The 23,015-nt window shown below is 37.0% G+C and carries 22 protein-coding genes and 1 pseudogene; 16 read left to right on the plus strand and 7 right to left on the minus strand.

Annotation, left to right across the window (positions count from 1 at the left end; genetic code table 11):
• Positions 1–662 precede the first annotated feature (662 nt).
• The 3 genes from dinB (at position 663) to HPC41_RS01045 (ending at position 5,287) form a co-directional block, all read left to right on the plus strand.
• Positions 663–1,844 carry a DNA polymerase IV gene (dinB, locus tag HPC41_RS01035; RefSeq protein WP_172392168.1) on the plus strand — a complete coding sequence of 394 codons (1,182 nt, stop codon included), beginning with the start codon at positions 663–665 and terminating at the stop codon, positions 1,842–1,844.
• A complete protein-coding gene (locus HPC41_RS01040; protein WP_172392169.1) occupies positions 1,825–4,761 on the plus strand; it encodes a DNA polymerase III subunit alpha in 2,937 nt (978 codons plus the stop codon). Before dinB ends, HPC41_RS01040 begins: the two co-directional genes overlap by 20 nt.
• 181 nt (positions 4,762–4,942) lie before the next feature.
• Positions 4,943–5,287, plus strand: coding sequence for a nuclear transport factor 2 family protein (locus HPC41_RS01045; protein WP_172392170.1), 345 nt, complete (start codon positions 4,943–4,945; stop codon positions 5,285–5,287).
• Between the two features lie 148 nt (positions 5,288–5,435).
• On the opposite strand, the gene HPC41_RS01050 is transcribed toward HPC41_RS01045, so the two are convergent.
• The 3 genes from HPC41_RS01050 to HPC41_RS01060 all read right to left on the minus strand — a co-directional run bounded on the left by HPC41_RS01050 (position 5,436) and on the right by HPC41_RS01060 (position 7,064).
• Positions 5,436–5,777, minus strand: a complete 342-nt coding sequence (locus HPC41_RS01050) for a carboxypeptidase-like regulatory domain-containing protein (RefSeq protein WP_172392171.1) — start codon at positions 5,775–5,777, stop codon at positions 5,436–5,438.
• Between the two features lie 113 nt (positions 5,778–5,890).
• Positions 5,891–6,385: a GNAT family N-acetyltransferase gene (locus tag HPC41_RS01055; RefSeq protein WP_172392172.1), complete on the minus strand. Its 495-nt coding sequence runs from the start codon at positions 6,383–6,385 to the stop codon at positions 5,891–5,893.
• Positions 6,386–6,542: 157 nt separating this feature from the next.
• Positions 6,543–7,064 carry an O-acetyl-ADP-ribose deacetylase gene (locus HPC41_RS01060; protein ID WP_216660620.1) on the minus strand — a complete coding sequence of 174 codons (522 nt, stop codon included), beginning with the start codon at positions 7,062–7,064 and terminating at the stop codon, positions 6,543–6,545.
• Between the two features lie 466 nt (positions 7,065–7,530).
• Here HPC41_RS01060 and HPC41_RS01065 point away from each other — a divergent pair, with 466 nt between their 5' ends.
• The 13 genes from HPC41_RS01065 to HPC41_RS01125 all read left to right on the plus strand — a co-directional run bounded on the left by HPC41_RS01065 (position 7,531) and on the right by HPC41_RS01125 (position 21,262).
• A complete protein-coding gene (locus tag HPC41_RS01065) occupies positions 7,531–7,860 on the plus strand; it encodes a hypothetical protein (protein ID WP_172392173.1) in 330 nt (109 codons plus the stop codon).
• 565 nt (positions 7,861–8,425) lie between these two features.
• Positions 8,426–9,121, plus strand: coding sequence for a LytR/AlgR family response regulator transcription factor (locus HPC41_RS01070; RefSeq protein ID WP_172392174.1), 696 nt, complete (start codon positions 8,426–8,428; stop codon positions 9,119–9,121).
• A 268-nt stretch (positions 9,122–9,389) separates the two neighbouring features.
• Positions 9,390–9,641, plus strand: a complete 252-nt coding sequence (locus tag HPC41_RS01075) for a hypothetical protein (protein WP_172392175.1) — start codon at positions 9,390–9,392, stop codon at positions 9,639–9,641.
• Positions 9,642–9,702: 61 nt separating this feature from the next.
• Positions 9,703–10,872 (plus strand): hypothetical protein, encoded by a 1,170-nt coding sequence (locus HPC41_RS01080; protein ID WP_172392176.1) that lies wholly within the window; start codon positions 9,703–9,705, stop codon positions 10,870–10,872.
• A 10-nt stretch (positions 10,873–10,882) separates the two neighbouring features.
• Complete coding sequence (locus HPC41_RS01085; RefSeq protein ID WP_172392177.1) at positions 10,883–11,296, plus strand: DUF1573 domain-containing protein; 414 nt, start codon at positions 10,883–10,885, stop codon at positions 11,294–11,296.
• Positions 11,297–11,299: 3 nt separating this feature from the next.
• Positions 11,300–11,989, plus strand: coding sequence for a signal peptidase I (lepB, locus tag HPC41_RS01090; protein ID WP_172392178.1), 690 nt, complete (start codon positions 11,300–11,302; stop codon positions 11,987–11,989).
• 37 nt (positions 11,990–12,026) lie between these two features.
• Positions 12,027–13,865 carry an O-antigen ligase family protein gene (locus HPC41_RS01095; protein ID WP_216660621.1) on the plus strand — a complete coding sequence of 613 codons (1,839 nt, stop codon included), beginning with the start codon at positions 12,027–12,029 and terminating at the stop codon, positions 13,863–13,865.
• Between the two features lie 491 nt (positions 13,866–14,356).
• Positions 14,357–17,047, plus strand: coding sequence for an outer membrane beta-barrel protein (locus HPC41_RS01100; RefSeq protein ID WP_172392180.1), 2,691 nt, complete (start codon positions 14,357–14,359; stop codon positions 17,045–17,047).
• Between the two features lie 37 nt (positions 17,048–17,084).
• Positions 17,085–17,846, plus strand: coding sequence for a GLPGLI family protein (locus HPC41_RS01105; protein ID WP_172392181.1), 762 nt, complete (start codon positions 17,085–17,087; stop codon positions 17,844–17,846).
• Positions 17,847–17,851: 5 nt separating this feature from the next.
• Complete coding sequence (locus HPC41_RS01110) at positions 17,852–18,406, plus strand: RNA polymerase sigma factor (protein ID WP_108633442.1); 555 nt, start codon at positions 17,852–17,854, stop codon at positions 18,404–18,406.
• Between the two features lie 11 nt (positions 18,407–18,417).
• Positions 18,418–18,906, plus strand: a complete 489-nt coding sequence (locus HPC41_RS01115) for an anti-sigma factor (protein ID WP_172392182.1) — start codon at positions 18,418–18,420, stop codon at positions 18,904–18,906.
• Positions 18,907–19,194: 288 nt separating this feature from the next.
• Entirely contained in the window at positions 19,195–20,949 is a 1,755-nt protein-coding gene (locus HPC41_RS01120) for a transglutaminase domain-containing protein (protein WP_172392183.1), read from the plus strand.
• Between the two features lie 19 nt (positions 20,950–20,968).
• Complete coding sequence (locus tag HPC41_RS01125; protein ID WP_172392184.1) at positions 20,969–21,262, plus strand: hypothetical protein; 294 nt, start codon at positions 20,969–20,971, stop codon at positions 21,260–21,262.
• A 123-nt stretch (positions 21,263–21,385) separates the two neighbouring features.
• Here HPC41_RS01125 and HPC41_RS01130 read toward each other — a convergent pair whose 3' ends face one another.
• From HPC41_RS01130 to HPC41_RS25495, 4 genes and pseudogenes are all read right to left on the minus strand, one after another.
• Positions 21,386–21,562: a hypothetical protein gene (locus HPC41_RS01130; protein ID WP_172392185.1), complete on the minus strand. Its 177-nt coding sequence runs from the start codon at positions 21,560–21,562 to the stop codon at positions 21,386–21,388.
• Between the two features lie 58 nt (positions 21,563–21,620).
• Positions 21,621–22,082, minus strand: a complete 462-nt coding sequence (locus tag HPC41_RS01135; protein ID WP_172392186.1) for a hypothetical protein — start codon at positions 22,080–22,082, stop codon at positions 21,621–21,623.
• A gap of 287 nt (positions 22,083–22,369) precedes the next feature.
• Positions 22,370–22,813 carry a hypothetical protein gene (locus HPC41_RS01140; RefSeq protein ID WP_172392187.1) on the minus strand — a complete coding sequence of 148 codons (444 nt, stop codon included), beginning with the start codon at positions 22,811–22,813 and terminating at the stop codon, positions 22,370–22,372.
• A gap of 26 nt (positions 22,814–22,839) precedes the next feature.
• Positions 22,840–22,953, minus strand: a pseudogene (locus HPC41_RS25495) (DNA mismatch repair protein MutT); the annotation flags it as partial.
• Between the last annotated feature and the right edge of the window lie 62 nt (positions 22,954–23,015).

Here is a 23,015-nt window from a genome sequence, read left to right on the forward strand (position 1 = left end):
TTAACGTTAGGGAAATCCGCACCAAGACTCGCTGACAAATCGGCGATAATCTGTTGTTTTGTAGCACTTGTTAATGAGTCAAAGGATTTATACAAGCCATTGAAAGCTAGATCATTATTCTTATTTCTTAGGCGTTTTGAACTTATTTATCACCACTCCATTTAAAATCCGTAAAACAATAAAATATTGCAATTAAGAGCAATAAAAGAGAATAGTGCTTTGAAACTATACTGTGCAAGAATGAAGGATTAATTTGGTCATCAAAAAATTAATGGTTAATTAAATATAATAAATAATATCAATGTATAAGGTTTAATTGCTACAATATGCTCGACTAAGATCGTTTTTTATTCGCAATGGCACTTTGCTGATTAGAGTACTATGATTTGTCGATGATTATTTCGTTAATTATTAAAAGGTTATTCTTTGTTTATAGCTGGCTAAGTCTTATAACTTTTCGGTATTTCCCGCAAACCGCTTACATAAACCTTCTTTTACTCAAAGAGCCCCCCCAACTATAAATTATATCACTGGCTATGAATGTGATAAAAATTAAACATTATACCTTCTTGATTGTTTGCTAATAATATTAGTAATTTTGGATACAGCAACTACCGGAAACAAGAGTCGTCGTAAACGACTGATTAGAGAATTGAAAAAACATGGAAAGGAGTATAGTACATTGTGATCTCGATACATTTTTTGTATCTGTCGAGCGCTTGCAGAATAGCAAGCTCATCGGAGTGCCCGTGCTTATCGGAGGGAGTAGTGACCGCGGGGTAGTTGCATCTTGCTCCTATGAAGCCCGTACGTATGGCGTGCATTCCGCTATGCCGATGCGGCTGGCGCTGCGCATGTGTCCCGAAGCCGTTGTGGTGCGGGGCGATCACGATCGGTACAGTCACTATTCCGGTATCGTTACACAGATCATTGAAGAAGAGACACCTATCGTTGAAAAAGCCAGTATCGACGAACATTACCTCGATGTCTCCGGTATGGACCGCTTCTTTGGCTGCTGGAAATGGACACAGGAACTCCGCCAGCGCATTATCAGAGAGACAGGTCTTCCCATTAGTTTTGGTCTATCAGTCAACAAAACCGTCTCCAAGATTGCCACCGGTACAGCCAAACCCTGTGGCGAAAAGCAGGTACAAAATGGGACTGAGCGGGGCTTCCTAGCCCCGCTATCCATCCGCAAGATTCCCATGGTCGGCGAGAAGTCCTTTACCTTACTCCGGAATATGGGGATTTCCAAGATCGGCACCCTACAGCAGATGGAAGCAGTCACCATGCAGCGCGTCCTCGGGGAAAATGGGATCAACATCTGGCGCAAAGCCAATGGGCTCGATGATTCCCTCGTGCTACCTTTTCGCGAACAGAAATCCATGTCCAAGGAAAACACCTTTCAGCAGGATACCATTGATATGGATGTGCTCCGTCGTACCCTCATTGGTATGGTCGATACCTTGGCATTCGATCTGCGCAAAGATCAGAAACTGACCAGCTGCGTCACGCTCAAGATCCGCTATAGTAACTTCGATACCCATACCCAACAGCTGCAGATTGGTTATACCAACTCGGATAAGAAGCTAACCGATGTTGTACTTTCACTCTTCAAGAAACTCTATAGCCGCAGGATGCTGATCCGGCTTATCGGAATCAAGTTTTCGGGCCTGATCTACGGTTCCTATCAGACCGATCTCTTTGACGATAGCGCTGAGGAGGTCAGCCTCATGCAAGCCATGGACAAGATCCGCAAGCGTTATGGCGCCGAATTTCTGATGAAGGCCATCTGTGCACCGCTACCGGAGAAAGGAGGGGAGCATGCTCTTAAATCTACATAGTTACTATAGCCTGCGCTTTGGTACCCTCAGCCTACAGGATCTTATTTCGGGCATGCTGGCCGGCGGTTATGATACCGCCGTGCTTACCGATATCAATAACAGCTCAGGTTCGCTGGACTTCATCAAACTGGGGCGCGCAGCAGGGTTAAACCTGCTTGCAGGAATGGAATTTAGAAACGGCGATCAGCTTTGTTTTGTGGCCATTGCCAAAAACGAACAGGGATTCCGTGAGATCAACGAATACCGGACCAAGCTCAATATGGAAAATCGCCTTACACCTGAGCGTGCGCCAGAGTTCGAGCAGGTATTTGTGATCTATCCCTTTAGCAAGCTCAATACCTTTCCGCTACGCGATTTTGAATACATCGGTGTCAGACCCAATGAGCGTACCCGCGCCCAGCTGATGGATCGAAAGGTTCTTGATCGCTGTGTGATCCTGGCGACCGTGAGTTTCCGTAAGGCCGATTATACCCTACATCGGCAGTTAAGGGCGATTGATAATAATCTGTTGATCTCTCAGCTGAGCAATGATCAGCTAGCTGGCGAGGACGAGGTATTTATCCCCAGGGTCAAACTGATGCGCCTTTTTTCGGACCTACCGCAATTGCTGGCCAACACCAACCGCATACTTGGACAATGCTCCTTTAGTTTTGATTTTACCAGCGTCAAGAATAAAGCCACCTTTACCGGCAATCGCTACAACGATAAGCAGCTGCTGCACAAGTACTGTATGGATGGCTTTTCCAGGCGCTATGGTGGTCATGACCGGCTGGCAACCGAAAGGATACAGCGCGAGCTCGAGATTATCGAAAACCTGCGTTTCTCGAGTTATTTCCTGATTACGGACGAGATCTGCCGCTATGCGCGCGGGCGCAATTTTCACTATGTAGGCCGTGGATCTGGAGCCAATTCCGCTGTCGCTTATTGCCTAGGGATCACCGATGTTGACCCCATTGCGCTCAATCTTCCCTTTGAGCGTTTTCTCAATCCCAAGCGCAAGAGCCCACCAGACTTTGACATCGATTTCAGCTGGAACGAGCGTGACGAGATCTATGATTTTATCTTCAACCGCTATCAGACAGGACATACGGCCTTGATGGGCGCCATGAGTACCTTTCGCTCCGGGAGTATTCTGCGTGAACTGGGTAAAGTCTATGGTCTGCCCAAAGCCGAGATTGACCGTCTGGTGCACGAACCCGAGCATATGCTCAACAAAAATGAGGTGACCAACACCATTTTGAGCGTATACAACCGCATGGCCGATTTTCCCAATCAGCGCACCATCCATGCCAGTGGAGTACTGATCTCGGAGGAACCGCTGACCTTTTATTCGGCAATGGACAATCCGCCAAAAGGACTACCTACCATGCAGTTTGATATGTATGTAGCCGAGGATATCGGTTTTGAGAAGTTTGATATCCTTTCACAGCGCGGTATCGGCCATATCAAAGATTGTCGTACCATCGTGCGTGAAAATCTAGGCGTGGTCATTGATACCGATAATCCCAAACGGTTTTTCCAGGATGCCCATATTGCCGCGCAGCTCAAATCAGCCAATACCATCGGCTGCTTCTATATTGAGAGCCCAGCCATGCGGCAGCTCCTCACCAAGCTGCGTTGCGATGATTACCTGACCTTGGTAGCCGCCTCGTCCATTATCCGTCCCGGTGTGGCCAGTTCGGGTATGATGGGCGAATACATCCGTCGCCATCACGATCCCACGACGGTAGTCTATCCACATCCCGTGTTTAAGGAACAGCTCGAAGAAACCTATGGGGTCATGGTCTATCAGGAAGATGTAATGAAAATCGCCAACGCCTATGGCGGACTGGATATGGCCGATGCTGATGTGCTCAGGCGTATGATGTCGGGCAAATACCGGAGCAAAGACCACCTGATCGAAATTGAGGAAAAGTTCTTTTCCAACTGTAAGGCCAAGGGGTACCCCGAAAAGACCAGCCGCGAGATCTGGCGGCAGATGGAAAGCTTTGCAGGCTATTCCTTTAACAAGGCGCATTCCGCATCCTTTGCTGTAGAGAGTTATCAGAGTCTTTTTCTCAAGACCTATTATCCCTTGGAGTTTATGGTTGCGGTGCTCAACAATTATGGTGGGTTCTACAATCGTAAGGTCTATGTCAATGAGGCGCGAATTTCAGGTGGAAATATCTGCCTGCCCTGCGTCAATCAGTCCGTTTTTACTACCTCCATTCAAGGCAAGGATATTTATCTGGGCTTTGATTGTTTGCTCAATTTGGAGGGTAAATTGGCCCATCGTATTATTGAGGAACGCGAAGCCAATGGCAGGTACACGAGTTTGGAAAACTTTGTCAAGCGGACACAGGCAGGTATTGAACAGGTTGTCATTTTGATCCGTGTCGGTGCCCTGCGTTTTACAGGGACAGGCAAGAAGCAATTGCTGTGGGAAGCTCATCTCCTTATGAGCAAGCACAGACCTGCTACTGTCGGCATGGCGCTATTTGAGACCGAGAGCCGCAAACCGATACTTCCGCCTTTGGAAGAAGATATCCTGGAGGACTATTACGATGAGATCGAACTGATCGGCTTTTGTGTGACCGGTACCTTGTTTGATCTGACTAAAAGTGATTATCGTGGGGATATGCCAGCCAGGGAACTCCATCTGCATGAGGGAAAAATAATCCGGGTAGTAGGAGATTTTGTCTGTGAGAAATTTGTGAAGACCAAGCGTGGCGACCTGATGAAATTCGGTACTTTCCTCGATGCCGAGGGACGCTTTTTTGATACCGTACATTTTCCACAAACACTGGTGAAATATCCGCTAAGAGGAGCTGGTATCTATCTGATCGAAGGCAAAGTCGTTTTAGAATATGGCTGCCCTTCCATTGAAGTAATCCGCTGCGCTAAGATGCCCTTAAAGCCCGACCCGCGGAGTGAATAGCACGCGCCAATCCATGGTATATAATTTAGTTAAAGGGGCTAGTAGAAAAATTAATGCCTTTTTTTTAGAGATAATGAACTTTTCGCATTGGACAATGTTCCTTGGAGAGGTAGCGATAGTTTATTTTAGTAATTATACAGGTCGGGAATTCATGTGCCCGCCCCTTTTTATTTAGATGAAAATGAAAAATACAACGATATTACAGACAGCCAATGAATTTGTAGCAAAAGGAGATTATGAAAGCTTTCTGGCCTACTGTACTGCAGATACGAAATGGGTCTTTGTGGGGGACCGTGTCCTCCATGGGATAGAAGAAGTCCGCGCTTATATGAAAGAGTTCTATCATGAACCGCCAGTTTTCAAATTGGAAAAGTCTATTGAGGAGGGCGATTTTGTTATGGTGACCGGGGAGATAATGTTGAAAAATAAGGCTGGGGAATATGAAAAATTCGATTATTGCGACATTTGGCGATTCGAAGATGGAAAAATGGCGGAACTTAAAGCATTTGTCATTGAAAAACACTGATCTGTAGACTCAGGATTTATTTTAGGCATTTTGGTACCTGGACTGGAGTGCTTCTTTCCATTCTGTACTGGGACAGGTATTGATTAAATGAAGATACTGCTCATTATCTACTTTGCCATAAAGGCTTTCGATCAGTTGCAGCAGACAGTTATTTGACCTGTTCCAAGACAATGGTCGTTGTATCCTTTTTATTGATAAAGCTGTAATGTACCCTTTCCCCGGATTGCTGTGTTACGGTGGGGATAGAGTCCACTTTGTAACCGGCCTTATAAAAAATTAATGTACCCAACCACTGTGGTGTGCGGGCTAATTTAAAATAGCCATCCCCATCTGTCTTTGTCTGAAGTCCCGTTTTTGTGTCATCCTCAGCAACAAGCACATTTTTAAGCGGCTTGTTTTGCTCATCAATTACTCGGCCCTGGTAGAAATCGTTCACATCATTACAAGACCCTACTAGAAGAGGGATCATGCCAAACAATATCTTTATCATAACTTAGCGTATTTGTACATGAAACTATTTCCATCTAATCTACAGATATTTTGGCAATGACACAATAATGCCGTCCGGAAGCTATGCGTCCCAGTGTGCTGTGTACAGACCTACTATGAAACCCGTTTTTCAAGAATAATGATATCTCCTTCATTACCCATCTTCTGAAAACCTAATTTTTCAGCAAATTTCAGTGCTTTAAGATTCGATATTTCCGTCTTTGCTACCAATATATTTACCTGGTACTTTTCTTTTGCCAATGCTATCAACAACTCAAAAGCTGCAGACATTATTCCTTTTCCCCAATACTCGGGCAGCAGAGAACCACCAATCTCAATTTTCTTTTCTTCCTGATTCCAGTGGTGTAAGGCGCAGTCACCAATAACTATATTCTCATTTTCCACAGTTCGTATACTGTAGAGTTCCTCACAAAGAGATAAAATATGTTCCGTAAACTGTACCGGATTCATATGCTCCTCATCAGTTGTCCGATCCTGGCCGGCTGATTCATCTCCAAAGTACAATCGGTAAAATGATTCAGAATCTTTCACAGATATTTTTTTCAATATGATCTTTATACGGTCTCCGGGCGATTTCATGACCTCCATAAATTATAAATTTTATGTTTATTTATCAATAACTGCTGATCGCAGATCTTTCAGTTCCCTCAATACGATATTCAGATCAGTTTGAGGTTCGGGTATCTCCATGCAGGTACAGTTAGCCATGATAAGAGGGTTTCATTTTGACGGCAAAAGCATAGGCTTATCGCCCAGGTAATCGTTTAAATAGCTGGAAATTTTCATCATCAAAACAAACTATTGTAATTAGTTTGATTGTTGTATTTGATTCAAGAAACTGATTTATCGCGTTAATCGATATTTGTGCAGCTAATTTCTTCGGGAACCTGTATATACCTGTGCTGATATTCGGAAAAGCAATTGTTGTACAGCTATTATCCACAGCCAGTCGAAGGGAGTTGAAGTAACAATTTGCTAGGAGTTTCTCTTCATTCTTTTGGCCGCCATTCCAAACAGGACCGACGGTGTGGATGACATATTTAGCGGGTAGATTGCCAGCTGTGGTGATAACTGCTTCACCCGTTTTGCAGCCCCCTTGTCTAGCTACTATCATTCGGCATTCTTCCAGAATAGCTGGACCACCTGCTCGGTGAATGGCACCATCTACACCGCCACCACCAAGTAAGGAACTATTTGCAGCGTTTACAATTGCATCAACTTCAATCTTAGTAATATCTCCTTTAATAACGTTTATTATGTTGTTCATTGGGTATGGAATAATATTAGGACACCTCATCAAAATAGCCAATGACTATCATATTTTAAATTTAATAAATGTTATTCCATAATAAAGATATATAGTTATTTTTTGCACTTTGCATTCGCAAAATGCTTTCCATTTCTGCGACTTTTTGTAAGTTAGTATAGTCGAAAACGCATTCGTTATATTAAACCCCGCAAATGGACTCAAGATATTTTAAAAAATTTTGGAATGATAATATAGGAGACGAATTGACTGATTCTTGGGGAAACTCAAGCTATTATTTTGAAACCGATTTAAACCTAAATGTGATCAAGCAGTTGCAGCTATTCCAAAACGGCAGAATATTAAAATACGACTAAAGTTCAACCGGAATTTGAAGATTGGGAAGTCGAATTGTATTAAAGTAAATGCTTACAACATTGTATTGACGAGCCTCGTCAATTGGACTACACTTATGATTATCTAGCGAATGTTCAGGTTGAATATTCTGATTGGACAGTTTGCACAGAGGATTTCCAACGAAACGCGTGCTTCTGTGAAAGTATTGGATCAAAATATTACTTTGGAGGAAAATAATTCTGAAATTGGGTTAGTGAAAAAGTCCGCAGGTGTGCCAGGTTCAGCAAGTCCTTTGCCAGGTACAGCGGCAGATTCTGCAGCGAATACCTTGCCTGAGGTAGTTGCTAATTTGAACACCCTGATTGATAAATACAATGATCTCCGTAATTTGACCAGCGAGATCGGTGGATCGTTGATTGCAAAATTGGTTGCCGATAGAGCGAGTGGACAACAAACTTAACCTATCTTTTGATGCTAAAAGCTTTCCTTTGATTGAAAGAGGAAGGCTTTTTTGGTTTGGAGTATCTGTGGTATCGGAGTACTATTTTGACAGTTTAAAGAAATAGATTCCGGGATTTTAGCTGCAGTATGTCATTATTTTCTCAATATTCATACAAATCGTCTCAATATAATTTAATACCTATTGGTGTGAAATATTTTTTATTTTATTTATACTATTCTTATATAATAAAGAAATGTAAAAGAAAATTTTTAAATAAATTAATGTTATTTAATCAATTATAAGCTGTGTTTGTTTAGCTTGTTAAAGAGTTAAATTATCGTATCAATATTCCTGTAATATTTAGATATATATATCAAATAAATCATTTGATATTGCATAAAGTTTGTTTTGAACAAAAATCAGCAACAGACCAATAGTATATATCTCAGGGCTATAATTAAAGGTGTAGGGTGGCTTTCAGTTAAATTATGGCGATCATTTTGGCTTTTTGTTAACGGACACAGGGAAATCTATTTTGCAATTTCCGTTTGGCGCATGAGTATGTATTATAAATATTTTCGAAATGTATAAAATTAATGTGATAATTATAGAGGATGAATTTCTCGCGTTAAAGAGATTAGAAAGTATGGTGGAAAGGGTTGAGTGGTTAATGCTATCAGGAAGTTATGGGAATTTAACAAGTGCAAAGGAAGTTTTAGAATCAGGGAATGTAAATTTAATGATCTCAAATATTCAAGCACCAGGAAGTGAAATCCTAGCATTTTTGAGGTCATTATCCAGCCCTCCTTTTGTTATATTTGTTACCAATCACCGTGAATTCGCAGTTGATGGATATGAACTCGATGTGGTTGATTATATTCTCAAACCATCACTAACGCTTGAGCGGTTCGAAAAAGCTATAAGCAAGGTCCGAAATTTGATCATTTCTAAACAGGAGAAACAATTGAATCAAATTCTCAAATTTAAAGATGGGCACAAATCAATCTTTATCAATTCTGATCATATATTCTATATCAAAGCAATGGGAGATTATGCTCAGATTATTACAAAAGATGAAAATCATACAGTTTCTACAACGCTTAAAGATCTTGAAAAAAGGCTGAACGAGAATAGGTTTATAAGGATTCATAAATCTCATATTGTCAATGTAAACCAAATAAAGAGCGTTGAAGCTATTCAAGTGAGCTTAAAAAATAACCTCAAATTAGATATCGGTCTCAAATATAGGGCTAATTTATACAGTATAATGGGCTTATAAGAGTTTACTGAAGTTGTATTACTATGAAGTGATTTATTTATTTGAAAAACATATAAACCACTTCTGTTTTATATGTTTTTGGAGGTAAACTCTTGTTTGGCTAAATCGTTTTTTATTCTCTTTGTCTTAAAAAAAATATAAAAATACTATTTGAACCTAAAAAATATCTATTTCATCGAAAATTATTGATATTGCTGGGCTAGTGAAAAAACATAACGTTATATTAGAGTAGTTAATATTTATTAATTCAATTTAAAATCATTTTATTATGAACAAAAGAAAAATTATGAAAGCGGTTTTAGGAAGCCTTGCTGCAGTTACGATGTGTGTTGGATTTGCACAAAGTAATACACTTAAAAGTTCTATGAGTCCGAAAGTTGCACGCGCAGCATTTGACGTTAGCTGTTACTGTGCTTTTTGGGGTGGTAATAATAACTGCGCAGCAAATAATGGAGGAAGTCAATGTGCTCCTGCAGGATCGTCAAGTTGTTCTTCTTACAACTCTAATTGTGAAGGTTAAGATTTTGAACTAATTCGAGGGTAAGAGGTGATTTAATTATTGCCTCTTACTTTATTATGAAATGAAAAAGATGCTAAAATATTCTATGAAAAGTGTTGTTAAATTTTCAGTGGTTGCCGCTTTTATTTGTTTTTACTCCTGTAAGTCTGAAAAGAAGTCGGACTATTCAACTGCAAAAAATAAGAGTGAAAAATTAATAAAATTTAATAACGTTGCTATTGATTCTATTCAATTGGACTCTATCAACACATCATATGTTGGAGAAATATATATTAAGGATAATTCTTTATATTTTTTAGATTCCAGATTCTGTTTCCTCCATGAATTTAAGAAAGATGGAAGCATTGTTCATTCATATATTGGACAAGGAAGTGGAAAGAACGAGCTTCCAGTGAAAAACGTGACCTTCTTTTCGTTTCTCCCCAGCGGGGGCTCATTTTTTATGGGTACGGGATATGACTGTTATATATTTAACGAAAAATATGAAAGGATAAATGATTATGCAATCAATTGGCGTCCAACGCATACATACGAGGAGCTTCTAGACAAGCCAGATCCGTCAATACCCGAAATGTACTCACTAGTGTACGGCGGCAAGGTAAGAGCATACGGTGATGATCTGATCTTTCCGATTGTATCTCAACACCGGGCATATAATCCAACAATGAAAACTTACGCGGCAGAAGCACGGATTTTTGCTAGTATGTCCTTAAAAAACGGATATATTAAGGATATATATGGCGGATTCCCCCCATTCTTTTCGAAAAATTTTGATTTCATGGTATTTGGATTCCCAATATTCGATATTGATCAAAAGAATAATTATAAAGTTTCTTTTGGTGCGGATAGCCTTATTTATGATATAGACGATAACATGAATGTTAAAAAATCTTTTGGGTTTAAAGGGAGAAACATGAAGACAGAATTTAAGAATACTTCAGATATGGAACTATTTAATTCTAACTATCATGAACAGTCAAAGTTAAATGGCCATTATACTTTCCTAGAATTTTTTGAAAATAAAGATCTTTTATTTAGAGGATATAGCAAAGGTATTGGCGAAGCTAGTGACGGACTTCAGATCTACAAAGACAATGCACTTATAGCAGATATAGATGTTCCTAGAGGGTTTAGAATGTCAGGAATAATTGATAATGAAGTTTATTCCAATGCTTTCATTGACCAGTCAAAAAATGCCATTAAGGTTTATAAATTCAAATTAACCAATTAAGCCACATAAAATGAAATATTCAGTTCTAGTTGTAGCTACTTTTTTTTTATTTTCTTGCGTGCAAAATAGTCAAAAGGCAGAAACGGATCCTATTCAAAATGTTGATAAACATTCTAAAGCCGAGGTTCAATTTGATAAAGAGAAAGTTGATTTTGGAGTAATACCACAAGATACATTAGTAACGGCATTATATCAAATCAAAAATACAGGTAGTGATACTTTAAAGATCACAGATATACAACCCGATTGTAGCTGTACGAGTTTCTATGTTTCAAAGTTTAAAATTGCACCCAATGATACGGCGTTGGTACAGCTAAACATAAATACATTTCACAAACATGGTAATATAGAGCAGTATACTGTTTTGGTGACAAATACTAAAAAGAAATTCTATTCATTAAAAAATACCGCAATAGTGAATTAGCTCATGAATAAAAAAAGGTACCTCATTTTTTTGGGGCTATGTGTGGTTTTTGCTTTTATCATAATAAGCATAGTATATGGGAGAATTGATTATTACATAGTGCCAACTGAATCTATGCTACCCACTATAAAACCAGGTGATTACATTTTGGTAAAGGAATTTAATCGTGATTCAGACACGATCAGCGATAATTCTTTATTGAAAAACAGAATTTTGATAATAAAAAGGCCTGTTACTGAAGATACGCTCATTTCGACGCGAGCTGAATTAGATGTTTTCGTAAAGCGTTGCTATGGAATACCTGGAGACACGGTTAAGATTTCAAGAAAAGACCTTAGTCACAAAGTCAGGAACTTACAAGGTCAATTCAATAAAAATATATTTCCGCACGATCCTATTATCCGTTGGTCAGTTCATCAATTTGGTCCGCTTTGGGTACCAAAGAAAGGAGGGAAAATTTTATTAAATCCGAAAAACCTTGCATTGTATAGTTCCATAATGAAGTATGAAGGAAATTCAATTATCCGCAGTGGGGGAAAGTACTTTTTAAATGGCGAGTATGTTAATCATTATACGTTTAAAAATAATTACTATTTTTTTCTTGGTGACAATTTTTATTCTTCCGAAGATTCTAGATTCTGGGGGCTCGTTCCAGAAATAAACCTGATAGGTAAAGTGATTAAAATTATCTAAAATGTATCTATAATCAATCAATATCTATTCTATCATTATGTTGAAACAATATTCAAATTCAGCTTTATTGAATCTTATATACATTATTGCTCCTACATTGGTACTTTATTCGTTAGTACTTTCTTTTTCAAGTCATGGTGATTTCTATCTAAATTCAGAAAAAGTGACTAACGCAACATTTTCGATGGTATTATGTATAATTTTAGTTGTATTTCTACTTGCACTTAAGGGATTTCGAAAGTTTAACCTTCCTAGTATAAATGTAGTAGACCTTGTCGTGGCAATATGGTTCTTATATTTAACAATCGGCGTAGTATACTTTGATATATTATATAATGATAAATTTTACACATTTTCGCTCGCCATTTTATTTTATTTTCTTGTCAGGATCATAATACCCTTTTGCAGAAAAATAAAATACCAAGGGATTTTCAATCGTGCACTAATCTTGTTGTCTTTATTTCAACTGATCATAGTGCTGCTACAATATCTGGGATATTTTCCTGTTTTTGACGATAATTTTAAGGTTACAGGCACTTTTAAAAATCCAGCGCCTTTGGCATTGTTTCTTTGCGCTATTTTTCCCGTCTCGTTATCAGCTTTACTTTATAAGAATGATAGTTCCTTAAAAACACTCTCGATTGTTAATGTTCTTTTCACTGCTGGGGTTTTGGTTCTTACTCAGAATAGAGCATCCCTTATAACTGTCTTATTGATTTCAACAGTTATGATTTTTCATCGTTATCAAATTACCGATAAGCTGAAGAATATTGGAAGACGAACTTATCTAACAGTACTGCCGGTAAGTATCACTTTTGTCGTAGCTATATTTTTTTATTTAATTAAGTATAAAGTTGCCTCTTCTGATGGCCGACTATTGATATGGAAGATATCATCCAACATAATTTCTCGAAATCCGTTTTTCGGAACAGGTTATGGTTCGTTTAAGCTCAATTATACCAAGTGGCAGGTAGCATATTTTGAAAAATATCCACAATTTTTAAATGAAAAATATTTGAGTGATCTACGTGTAAGAGATATTGCAGGATATGTCAAAATATCATATAATGAATATTTGGAAATGATTTTGGAGCAAGGAATAATAGGCTTCCTCATTTTTATTATTATACTATCAATTGTTATTCTGAGATATATAAAAAGTTATAAGGGTAGCGAAACCTTGGGTTATTTTTTTTCGATAGTTTCCATTTTAATAACAGGATTATTTTCCTATCCCTTCTATTCTTTACCGACCCTTTTTCTATTTACATTTTTATTAGCGATTGTCATAGCCAACAGTGATTATAAAGAAATTAAACTAAATCGCTTTTTTTCGTTATCCATTGTTTTCCTGCTCGTCGGAGTTAGCGTCTTTTTATGCTCAAAGGCATTCCATATGCGAAAGGATCAAATCAGCTTGTTAGAAGCTGAAACTTTACTAGTCAACAATGATCCGATAAAAGCAGAAATTATATTTGAGAAGCTAGCAGATTCTCAATCTGGTAACCCAGATTACCTTCTGAATTATGGCAAATGTCTATTATTGAATAAAAAGCTAGCTAAGGCTAAGCATATTTTTATAGCTGCTCTTTCGTTCGACTATAACCCTATGGTTCATATAAATTTAGGAAACCTTTATAAAGAAGAGGGAAATATTGACAGGAGTGACTTTTTTTATCAAAAGGCAATGCTTATCAACCCTTCCCATCTTTATCCAAAATACCTACGCTTTAAGTTGTATTACGATAATAATTTGGAGGACGAAAGCAGAAAAATTGCAACAGAAATTATGCATTCAAAAATTAAAATTAGAACAAGCCTCACAGAGGAGATTTTGAAAGAAGTTAATCGGTATTTAAGAACACCCCGGAATTAAAGCGCCGGATTTTTCAAATTTTAATAATTTTTTAAAAAAATAGGGTAACCGATATTTATTTCTTGCGTCTAACAAGAAAAGTAAGATTAAAAATTTAGATTATGAACTTTCAACAGTTAATTTGGATCGCGGTGGCGATAAGTGTACTCATTTCAATTTTCGGAGTCAGGTATCTGAAACATAGGGAAAACATGTTTCTTATCCGCAGAAATCAATATTCAAAACAAGAACCTAATATATCTGGATATTTTTCAAGTGGATTAATTTTATTGGGGATATGTATTGGTGTTACAGTTGGCTTGATTTTAAGACCATACATAAATGTCGAAATTATACCTGGCGCATTGTTATATATTTTATGCGTATCATTTTTCTGCGGAATCGCTCTTTTAATTATATACTATTATTTTAAAAGCTTGAAATAGAATATGCTAAGGGGATTAATATCGCGGGTTATATGTTTGCTTTTACTTTACATCTTAATTTTCACTATGTCAAATAGAAACCTATTTGCACAAGAGCACTCCGAGGTTAAAGGAAAAGTTGTTGATTCCGTTGATAACGCTCCTTTAAGCAATGTTTCTATTACTATTCTTAGATCTAAAGATTCGATATTGATTAATAGTACTCGGACAAAGGAAGACGGTAGTTTTTCAGTAAAAAGCTTGAGCCCCGGTAACTACTTACTATCTGTTTCCCATCTACAGTATACAGCATACAAAACGAGATTAAACGTTACAAGCGCTGGAAGTATACCATCCCTGGAATTGATAAAACTCGAAAAGAAAAGCATAAAGCTTGAAGAAGTGCTTGTCAAGTCGAAAAAGATCGCAGCCATTACACTGAAGGGAGATACATTAGAATTCCAGGCTGACAGTTTTAAAGTGCGAGAAAACGCACGAGTTGAAGATTTATTACGTCAGTTTCCAAATTTTGAGGTTGACAAGAAGGGCAATATTACGGCCAATGGAGAAAAGGTAAAAAGAGTGCTATTGGAAGGAGAGGAATTTTTCGGAGATGATCCAACTCTGGTAACTAAGAATATCCGTGCAGATATTGTCGAAAAAATTCAATTGTATGATGGCGATAGCGAACAAACTGAACTTGGCGGAAATAATTTTGGTAAAAAAGAGAAAACCGTTAATGTTACCTTAAAAGCTAATAAGAAAAATGGATACTTCGGCAAAATGCAGATAACTGGGGGTGCCCCGAAAATATATGATTCCCAAGCAATGTTAAATTCATTCAGTTCAAAACGCAAGCTTGCGGGCTACGGTATATTAAGTAATAACGGAATCACAGGGTTGGGTTGGGAAGATAAAAGCAATTTTAGTAACAGTGAATTCGGAATCGACGAGCTTGATGGCGGCGGAGGCAATTTCGGTGGTAAAGGAATTCCAACAGTGAAAACTGGGGGAGCACATTTTGATGAAAATTTTGTGGACAAAAAGTATTACATAAATGCCAATTACAAAATCGCAGATTATAATACGCGAGGTTTTGAAAATTCTACTAGTGAGAACATTCAACCTGACAACAGTTTCACACGTTTCTCTAAAGAAGAATTCAATACAAATAATTTAAGAAATAAGGCCGACTTGAGAATTAAAATGGCGCTAGATTCAGCCAACACTTTCAATTTATTCCTAGAAGGGATGAAAAGTAAAAACAATGCTCAAAGCGTTTTTTCGGATAGCAGTGTAAGACAAAGTGGAATTAAAATGAATGAGAGCCAACGGGATATATATCTAAATGGAAAAGGTTCCAGTTTTAATGGTTTCTTCGTGTGGAATAGGAAATTCAGTCAAGAGAGTTCTATTTCCATTCGCCTAAACACCTCGAATACTAGGACAGAGGATGAACGTAATCTGTATGCAAAGAATATATTTTATAATCTTTCTGCTGAAGAAGAGCAGCTGATTAAGCTGAACGAACGTCGATTTAACACTAGAACTACAGGACAATATGGTGGAAAGATTGCATATATAAATCAATTTGGAAAAACAATAACTTTAATATCTGAATATGAGTTATCATCGCAACAATCTGATAATTCTACTGAAATTTTCAATATTGACAGCACGTCGTCTGGCTTTCATAATGCGATAAAATACAGGCTTAAACAAAATACCCATAAATTAAGGTCGTCGTTTGAATATTCAAAAGCCCATATCCAGGTGAAAATTGCTCCTGGTGTCGAGCTCAATCAGCAAGATCAGGAAGACTTTTTCGATGGTAATAATCTCAATAGAAAGTTTGTCAATTGGTATCCAAATTTCGAGACTAAATATATATTTCGGAGAAAAAATAGAATTTTATTTTCCTATAACGGCAGCACTATACAGCCTAATATAAATCAGGTTCAGCCAATGCAGATAAATGACGATCCTTTGAATGTTTTTGTGGGAAATCCGTCTCTTAAGCCCGCATTTAAGCAATCATTTAATTTAAATTATAGGGATTATATATTAATGGAAGATAAGACCATCCTATTAAATGGCCTTTATGCAGTGGAACAACACTCGATAGTTCCGAAAATTACGACAGATTCAGTTGGTAAAAGTATTTATGAGTTTGCTAATCTTTCAGATATTCAACAAAAATCATTCGACAGCTACCTTATTTATTCTTTTCGACTGTCGCCGGTTGATATTAAAATTAATAGTGATATTGGTTATGGTTTTGCCCACACTGCCAATTATATTAATGAAGTTTTGAATGAAAATAAAGTGCAAAGACTTAATTTCTCATTGAAATTTTCAAAAAGAAACCCCGAAAAATATGATATTTCAATTTTATTTAATACAAAATATAATACGATCAAATCTTCATTGGACGAGAATCTCAATTCCAAGTATTGGACATATTTAATTGTTCCTGAACTTTTGTTTTATCCATCCAAGAGATATGAGCTTTCATTAAATAGCACTTACGATTATCAGGAGCCCATCAATATATTTAGTAATAAGTTGGAACGATTTATCATAAATTTCTCCACTGCTAGATCATTTTTTAAAAATCAAAGTTTGGTGGTCAGAGTTTCAGCTAATGATATTTTGAATCAAAATAAGGGTTTTTCAAGATCTGTAAATAATAATTTGATTGTTGAAAATACCTACTCCGCAATCGGAAGAAACTTTTCGCTGGGTTTGCTCTGGGAGATTAACAAAATGGGGAATTAAGATGAATCACAACATGTAATAAAAAAACAAAAATAATATGATAAACTTTCAAAGAATATTGTTAATTACTGTCGCCCTTCTTTTCTTCTTTGGCGACTCCCATGGGCAGCAAACCGTTTCGACATCAGGTATCATTCATTTCCAAAAGAAGGTGAATAACCATGCACAATTTAAAAATATGTTCGATATTCAGACCCCTCCGGGTAAAAGATTGGCTGAGAATTTTACTAAGATGACAGAGCCATTCGATACTTTTCATTTTTCATTAGAGTATGTAGGAAATAATACTTTGTACAAACCCGAAGACTACTTTGAAAGCAAAAACATTTTAAGCGAAATTACTGCGCAAAATGCTGTTTTTACTGACTTAGACCAAAAACATACTAGTTCAGCTATGACTATTTTTGACAAGAAAATTAATATGGATGAAGAGCCAATGGTGATTAAATGGAAATTGACCGATGAAACACGGAAAATAGCTGGATATGATTGTATTAGAGCTAATGGCGTATTTGGCGATTCGATCTATGTTGTGGCATTTTACACTGAAGATATTGCGTTATCCGGTGGCCCTGAGCATTTCAATGGTCTTCCAGGAATGATTTTGGGAATCGCATTGCCACATGATCACGTCACCTGGTTTGCCACTAAGGTCGAGAAACGATCCACATCTGATTCCCTGCAGCAAGAATTTGCGGGTGCAAAAATAAGTAGAAGTGAGATACCAGCGTATTTAAAGAAAGCAGTTATTCCTAAGATAAAAATCAAGGAAGAGATGTTTGATAGAATCATGTATTAACACAAATGGTATCTGATACAAATAAAACGAGTGACGAAAAACTTATTGAGGAAGTTTTTAATGGAAATATTATGTCTTTTTCGATTTTAATAGACCGGTATAGTTCGTTTGTTTTTCAAATAGTTATCAAGATTACCGGTAATAGGGAATTTGCAGAAGAGATTACACAGGATATTTTACTCAAGGTTTATAAAAACCTACATAAATTTGAGTTCAAGTCTAAATTTAGTACCTGGTTGTATCGAGTGGCATATACCACCACAATTTCTGCCAATAGAAAAGCGTCAAAATTATTTTTAGTTGAAGATTTTGAGCAACACTATTCAAATGAAATTTATGAAGAAGAGGCCGAAGTTGAGTGGCTAGATAAAGGGCAGTTAAATATGGCATTTAAAAAAGCACTATCCGACCTCGATGAAGCCGACAACTTGATTATCACATTATATTATCTAAATGAACAGTCTATTGACGATATATGCACGATTTTAAATCTCAAGAATAGCGCAGTTAAAACCCGACTGCATCGAGCTAGAACCCGATTAAAAAAACTTTTAATATAAATTTGCACAATATGTCTGAAAACGAGTACACCGAAAATATGCTTTGGAAGTTTGTCGATGGAAATCTTTCCGAGCAACAAAAAAGCGATTTGTTACAAGAATGCGCTGTCAATAAAACGTTGGCCGATAAACTGGAAGAGATAAAATTTGCCCATTCCCAATTGAAACATTTGATGGCAGAATCTATTATCCCCGGGCCTCAATTGACTACAGCCGTCATGTCAGAAATAAATAAATTTGAAATGGCAAAAATAGAATCTGATAAAAGATATGACTCCATTATTATCGTAGCCTCTTTTCTGATACTTATAGGTTGTTTAGGCGTTCCACTCTATTATTGCATGACAAACGTATCTTATAAGGATAAACTTTTAGCCATCTTCAGCAATGATTTCTTTTTGAGCTGCGTTGCGATTGTATTAGCTTTCATGGCTGCGCTATTTGTCTCCTCCAGGATTAGGCTGACACTATTGAAAGACGGTCTTATGAGTAATTTTTAGACCAAGCGTTTGGTAAATGTACTGTTGTGCTCGTTGAATAGATGATCCGAGTATAATTCTCGATTAGTTTTTTTTATCAATTGATTTAACCGTTTTATCATGAAGTTTCTCCTATTTTTTGTTATCGTATTATGCTATGCATGCTCTCAATCCGCAGATACAAATCTGGAAAATGCCTTAAAGAGCGCTGGTAAAAATAGACCAGAACTTGAATACGTTTTGGATTATTATTCAAAACATGATAAGGATAGCTTAAAATATCGATCTGCCAGATATCTGTTAGAGAATATGACCTATCATTATTCTTATAAATCAAATAAGGATGTTGACAGCATGTTACATCGTATTGAGACAGTGATGGATAGTGTATCAGAGCTGTCCAATTCTTTAAGAGATAGCATTTACAGAGAAATGCTAGCGAAGTACGAGAAGCTTCCTTTCGAACGAATCGATGATACTAAAATAATCACATCCAAATTCCTCATTAACAATATTGAAAACTCATTTAAAATTTGGCAAAATGATAATTGGGGTCGACATCTATCATTTGATGAATTCTGTGAGTTTATTCTACCATATAAGGTCTATGATGGTCAAATATTGGATAATTGGAAGGAATATTTTTATGAAAAATATAATAAAAAATTAGCTAACTTAAAATACACATCTTTACCGTCCCGAAGCTCATATACCGCATGTAACATCCTGAATGAGACATTAAGACAAGACATGAGTCCTCAGCTAAATTCTAGCCAAAATTATACGATCATAAGTATGAGAGCATTAGCCAAGATTACTTCAGGTCCATGCGATAGTTACACCTATTTAGCAAATGCTGTCATGAGAGCCAACGGTATCCCTTCAGGAATGGATTTTACTCCGCAATGGCCATTTAGAAGCCAGGGGCATTCTTGGAATTTTTTACTTAACAATACTAAAAAAGAAGTTGTCTTCGAGGCTGCAGGAGATAAGGTAGGAAGTCCTCATAAGTTAGACCATATTATGGTCAAAGTCTACCGAAAGACATATAAAATAAATAAGGACATTGAGGAATTGATAAAAAATCAAAAAAATAGGGTCCCAGTGCTTTTTTCAACGCCCTATATTCGAGATGTAACTGACAAATATATGGAAACTGCTGATATTAAAGTGAATGTCAACTCCGACGATCCATATGTTTATTTAGCGGTATTTGATAATGCAGAATGGAAAATCTTGGATTTTGCCAAAAATAATAATGGAACTGCCTATTTTAAGAATATTGGAAAAGACGCCTTATTTTTACCAGTAAGACAAGCTGATCTCGGCGTAGAGGCGATTGGAACACCCTTTATTCATCATCTCAACGGAACGATAGAGCTGATACAACCCGATACCACTAAAAAGCAAGGTTTACAGCTGTTTAGAAAATACCCCATATTAGAAAATGTATATGTTTCGAATTTGAGAAAGCTCGGTATGAAAATTCAGGGGGCTAACAAAAGTGATTTTAGTGATGCGGTTACTTTTCATGTATTTGATAATTTTGATACGGATATCAAAATCAATAAACAACGTCAAATCTTTCAATATTGGAGAGTGCTATCCGCCGAAAATGGGCATTCCAATATTGCTGAATTATTCTTTTATAAAAATGGTGATAAAAGACCAGCGGTAGGGCAGATCATTGGTACTGAAGGAGCATTTGTTCCAGAAAAGAAATATGAAAAGGGAGCCGCCTTTGATCGTGATTTACTAACTTTTTTTGATGCACCTGAAGGATCGGGGAGTTGGGTCGGGATGTCCTATGAAAAACCTGTGGAAATCAATCGAGTAATATGTTTTATGAGAGGGGATGGGAATGACATTGAGCTGGGGGATGAATACCAGTTAATGTATTGGAATAATGGTGTATGGCGATCGCTTGGTGAAAAAAAAGCGAATGATATATCTGTTGAATTTAGCGATTGTCCCCTGAATGCTCTTTTCCTCTTACATAATAAAACAAAAGGTACAGAGGAACGTATTTTTACTTATCAAAATAAGAAACAAGTTTGGTGGTAATGCTGCCAACGGTAAGTATATGATGACCCAGCTAAGAGAAGCTAAGAGAATTAAATATGGGATCGAAGATTATCCAGATACAATAGATAATACCATTGCATGGAATTCTATTGATGACAGTTATTACAACAAGGTCCGAAATCTTGCAGCTAATAAATTTATATTTGATTATAGTACTGATGCGGTTGGTGATATTATGGTCCCAGATGCGAGTGATCCTACAAGCAACCTAACTTTGACCAATGCGACCAAAGCTAAGGTTAATGAAATATTAAATCAGATGAAAATAACAGGCTATATAGACCAGCAATAATGTGTGTATAGTCAAGTTTGATATCTGCTTGCAATCTATAAAAAGTGATGATTTGAACAACATTTTCTATGAAATGAACAATAAACTTTTCAGATAGCATGCTTACCTTTATATAAAGACAAGCTACATATAGTTTGCGGCTATGCAGACCAGCTCATCAGCCAAATTGCTTCCCTCTGCCGGTTCGAGGGAAGCTCTTTTTATTTGTATCTCTTCCTCATACACGAGCTCAGCTTCAAAATGCACAATAAAAATAGTCAGCTCATCGGAGGTAAGCCAGCTTCGATTGTCGCAATGCATAATCCATTCACCATTTATTTCACTTCTCCATCAATCAAGCAGCGGAATAGTATACTTTTCATCGTTCTTTCTTCCACTGAATTTCGCCACGCTCAATCATTCTGATATATTTTTCGATATGATCCTTCGTTAGTGGTGTATTATCGTCCAGGTAATATTCAAATTTCTTTGCAAACAGGTCATACTGAATAGATGCTACATAAACATTGTTGACATAAATATGCCAGATACCCCCTTTCTTTACGCTTATACGGACAACATTGCGTTTGCCATTGCTGTAGAATAGCTCTGGCGAATCATGGTCAAACCGACGAATAAGAGCATCGATGCAGGCCTCCTTAATGTCGTGTGCCAGTACGCCATATGCTAATTCCCATTCGCCCTGTGATCGCCTGAATATATAGAAAGACTTCCCGTTTTTGTCATACAAATAGTAATCCTTCATACCCATACTCTTATCATCTATGGTCATACGAACATATAGCACACGATTTCTACAGTGAACTTCAAGTGGTTTCATAAAGTAAAATTACTAATAATATTAGCAACTTGTCAAGGTGAATTTTCGATTTAACATTTTCCTCATGTTAGGCAATTGAATGACTGAGCTTTAGGCTATGAAATGAACAATAGCTATTTCGGAAGAAGCACCACTCATTGGCTTACGGCTATTAGAACCAAATAGATTAGCCAAGTCTATAGTGGGTTGATTTCTTAAATCACCCCACCATTCTTAATTAATTCTGTAACTAAATTCTTGGCACACTGGGATTCTTCATCCAATATTGAGCCCTGTTTAGAATCTACCTAAATTTTGTTGGTTTCTACATGATCAACTAAAACGTTTAAAATAAAGGTGATTAATATACAGCTTATAACAATTCCAAGTGATACAAAAGGATTAATAAAAAAAGTATGAATTGTTACAAAAGGAAGTAACATCATCCAAAATAAAGCAATTGCAATTAGTAAAACGACTTTCGCAAGAAATGGCATATCTCTATTTTTCTTTTTAAAATGCCAATCCTTTAGTAATTGAAATGGCAATAGTACTGTAATTAAAAAAAGTATAGGAACCAATGGGTAATTTAGCGGGTGTATCAATACTTTTAAATAAGAACCTAACGAATCATAATAACTATCATAATATTGATAATTTTCAGTGACTATATTCTTAAGATTCTTTAGCAAAAAAAGAACTGGGAAGACTACTAGTGCTATAAATAAATTTACCAACAATTTTCTCTTCATAATTCCAATTTACGAATTATTTACAATCAGTAGTGGTGCTCTACCATCGTAAGTGCACTACGTATGCTAATATCAATATGGAGTTCCTCTTTGATTTCTCTGCGTAGGCATTCTTCTTTAGATTCTCCGGTTTCGATCTTTCCTCCCGGAAATTCTCATTTCAATGGAAGTTTCATCGAAGCCGACCGTTGGCAGATGAGTA

Origin of the sequence: Sphingobacterium prati, from assembly GCF_013167215.1 — a bacterium.
Lineage (GTDB): Bacteria > Bacteroidota > Bacteroidia > Sphingobacteriales > Sphingobacteriaceae > Sphingobacterium > Sphingobacterium prati.

What these genes read in the sequence shown, in the direction of transcription:
- lepB (WP_172392178.1), top strand. Translation starts at nt 11,300, where the DNA reads ATGAATAAAAAAAGGTACCTCATTTTTTTGGGGCTATGTGTGGTTTTT.
- HPC41_RS01115 (WP_172392182.1), top strand. Translation starts at nt 18,418, where the DNA reads ATGTCTGAAAACGAGTACACCGAAAATATGCTTTGGAAGTTTGTCGAT.
- HPC41_RS01050 (WP_172392171.1), bottom strand. Translation starts at nt 5,777, where the DNA reads ATGATAAAGATATTGTTTGGCATGATCCCTCTTCTAGTAGGGTCTTGT.
- HPC41_RS01045 (WP_172392170.1), top strand. Translation starts at nt 4,943, where the DNA reads ATGAAAAATACAACGATATTACAGACAGCCAATGAATTTGTAGCAAAA.
- HPC41_RS01135 (WP_172392186.1), bottom strand. Translation starts at nt 22,082, where the DNA reads ATGAAACCACTTGAAGTTCACTGTAGAAATCGTGTGCTATATGTTCGT.
- HPC41_RS01040 (WP_172392169.1), top strand. Translation starts at nt 1,825, where the DNA reads ATGCTCTTAAATCTACATAGTTACTATAGCCTGCGCTTTGGTACCCTC.
- HPC41_RS01095 (WP_216660621.1), top strand. Translation starts at nt 12,027, where the DNA reads ATGTTGAAACAATATTCAAATTCAGCTTTATTGAATCTTATATACATT.
- HPC41_RS01075 (WP_172392175.1), top strand. Translation starts at nt 9,390, where the DNA reads ATGAACAAAAGAAAAATTATGAAAGCGGTTTTAGGAAGCCTTGCTGCA.
- HPC41_RS01125 (WP_172392184.1), top strand. Translation starts at nt 20,969, where the DNA reads ATGATGACCCAGCTAAGAGAAGCTAAGAGAATTAAATATGGGATCGAA.
- HPC41_RS01080 (WP_172392176.1), top strand. Translation starts at nt 9,703, where the DNA reads ATGAAAAAGATGCTAAAATATTCTATGAAAAGTGTTGTTAAATTTTCA.
- HPC41_RS01120 (WP_172392183.1), top strand. Translation starts at nt 19,195, where the DNA reads ATGACCTATCATTATTCTTATAAATCAAATAAGGATGTTGACAGCATG.
- HPC41_RS01070 (WP_172392174.1), top strand. Translation starts at nt 8,426, where the DNA reads ATGTATAAAATTAATGTGATAATTATAGAGGATGAATTTCTCGCGTTA.
- dinB (WP_172392168.1), top strand. Translation starts at nt 663, where the DNA reads ATGGAAAGGAGTATAGTACATTGTGATCTCGATACATTTTTTGTATCT.
- HPC41_RS01110 (WP_108633442.1), top strand. Translation starts at nt 17,852, where the DNA reads ATGGTATCTGATACAAATAAAACGAGTGACGAAAAACTTATTGAGGAA.
- HPC41_RS01085 (WP_172392177.1), top strand. Translation starts at nt 10,883, where the DNA reads ATGAAATATTCAGTTCTAGTTGTAGCTACTTTTTTTTTATTTTCTTGC.
- HPC41_RS01055 (WP_172392172.1), bottom strand. Translation starts at nt 6,385, where the DNA reads ATGGAGGTCATGAAATCGCCCGGAGACCGTATAAAGATCATATTGAAA.
- HPC41_RS01130 (WP_172392185.1), bottom strand. Translation starts at nt 21,562, where the DNA reads ATGCATTGCGACAATCGAAGCTGGCTTACCTCCGATGAGCTGACTATT.
- HPC41_RS01105 (WP_172392181.1), top strand. Translation starts at nt 17,085, where the DNA reads ATGATAAACTTTCAAAGAATATTGTTAATTACTGTCGCCCTTCTTTTC.
- HPC41_RS01060 (WP_216660620.1), bottom strand. Translation starts at nt 7,064, where the DNA reads ATGAACAACATAATAAACGTTATTAAAGGAGATATTACTAAGATTGAA.
- HPC41_RS01065 (WP_172392173.1), top strand. Translation starts at nt 7,531, where the DNA reads ATGTTCAGGTTGAATATTCTGATTGGACAGTTTGCACAGAGGATTTCC.
- HPC41_RS01140 (WP_172392187.1), bottom strand. Translation starts at nt 22,813, where the DNA reads ATGAAGAGAAAATTGTTGGTAAATTTATTTATAGCACTAGTAGTCTTC.
- HPC41_RS01100 (WP_172392180.1), top strand. Translation starts at nt 14,357, where the DNA reads ATGTCAAATAGAAACCTATTTGCACAAGAGCACTCCGAGGTTAAAGGA.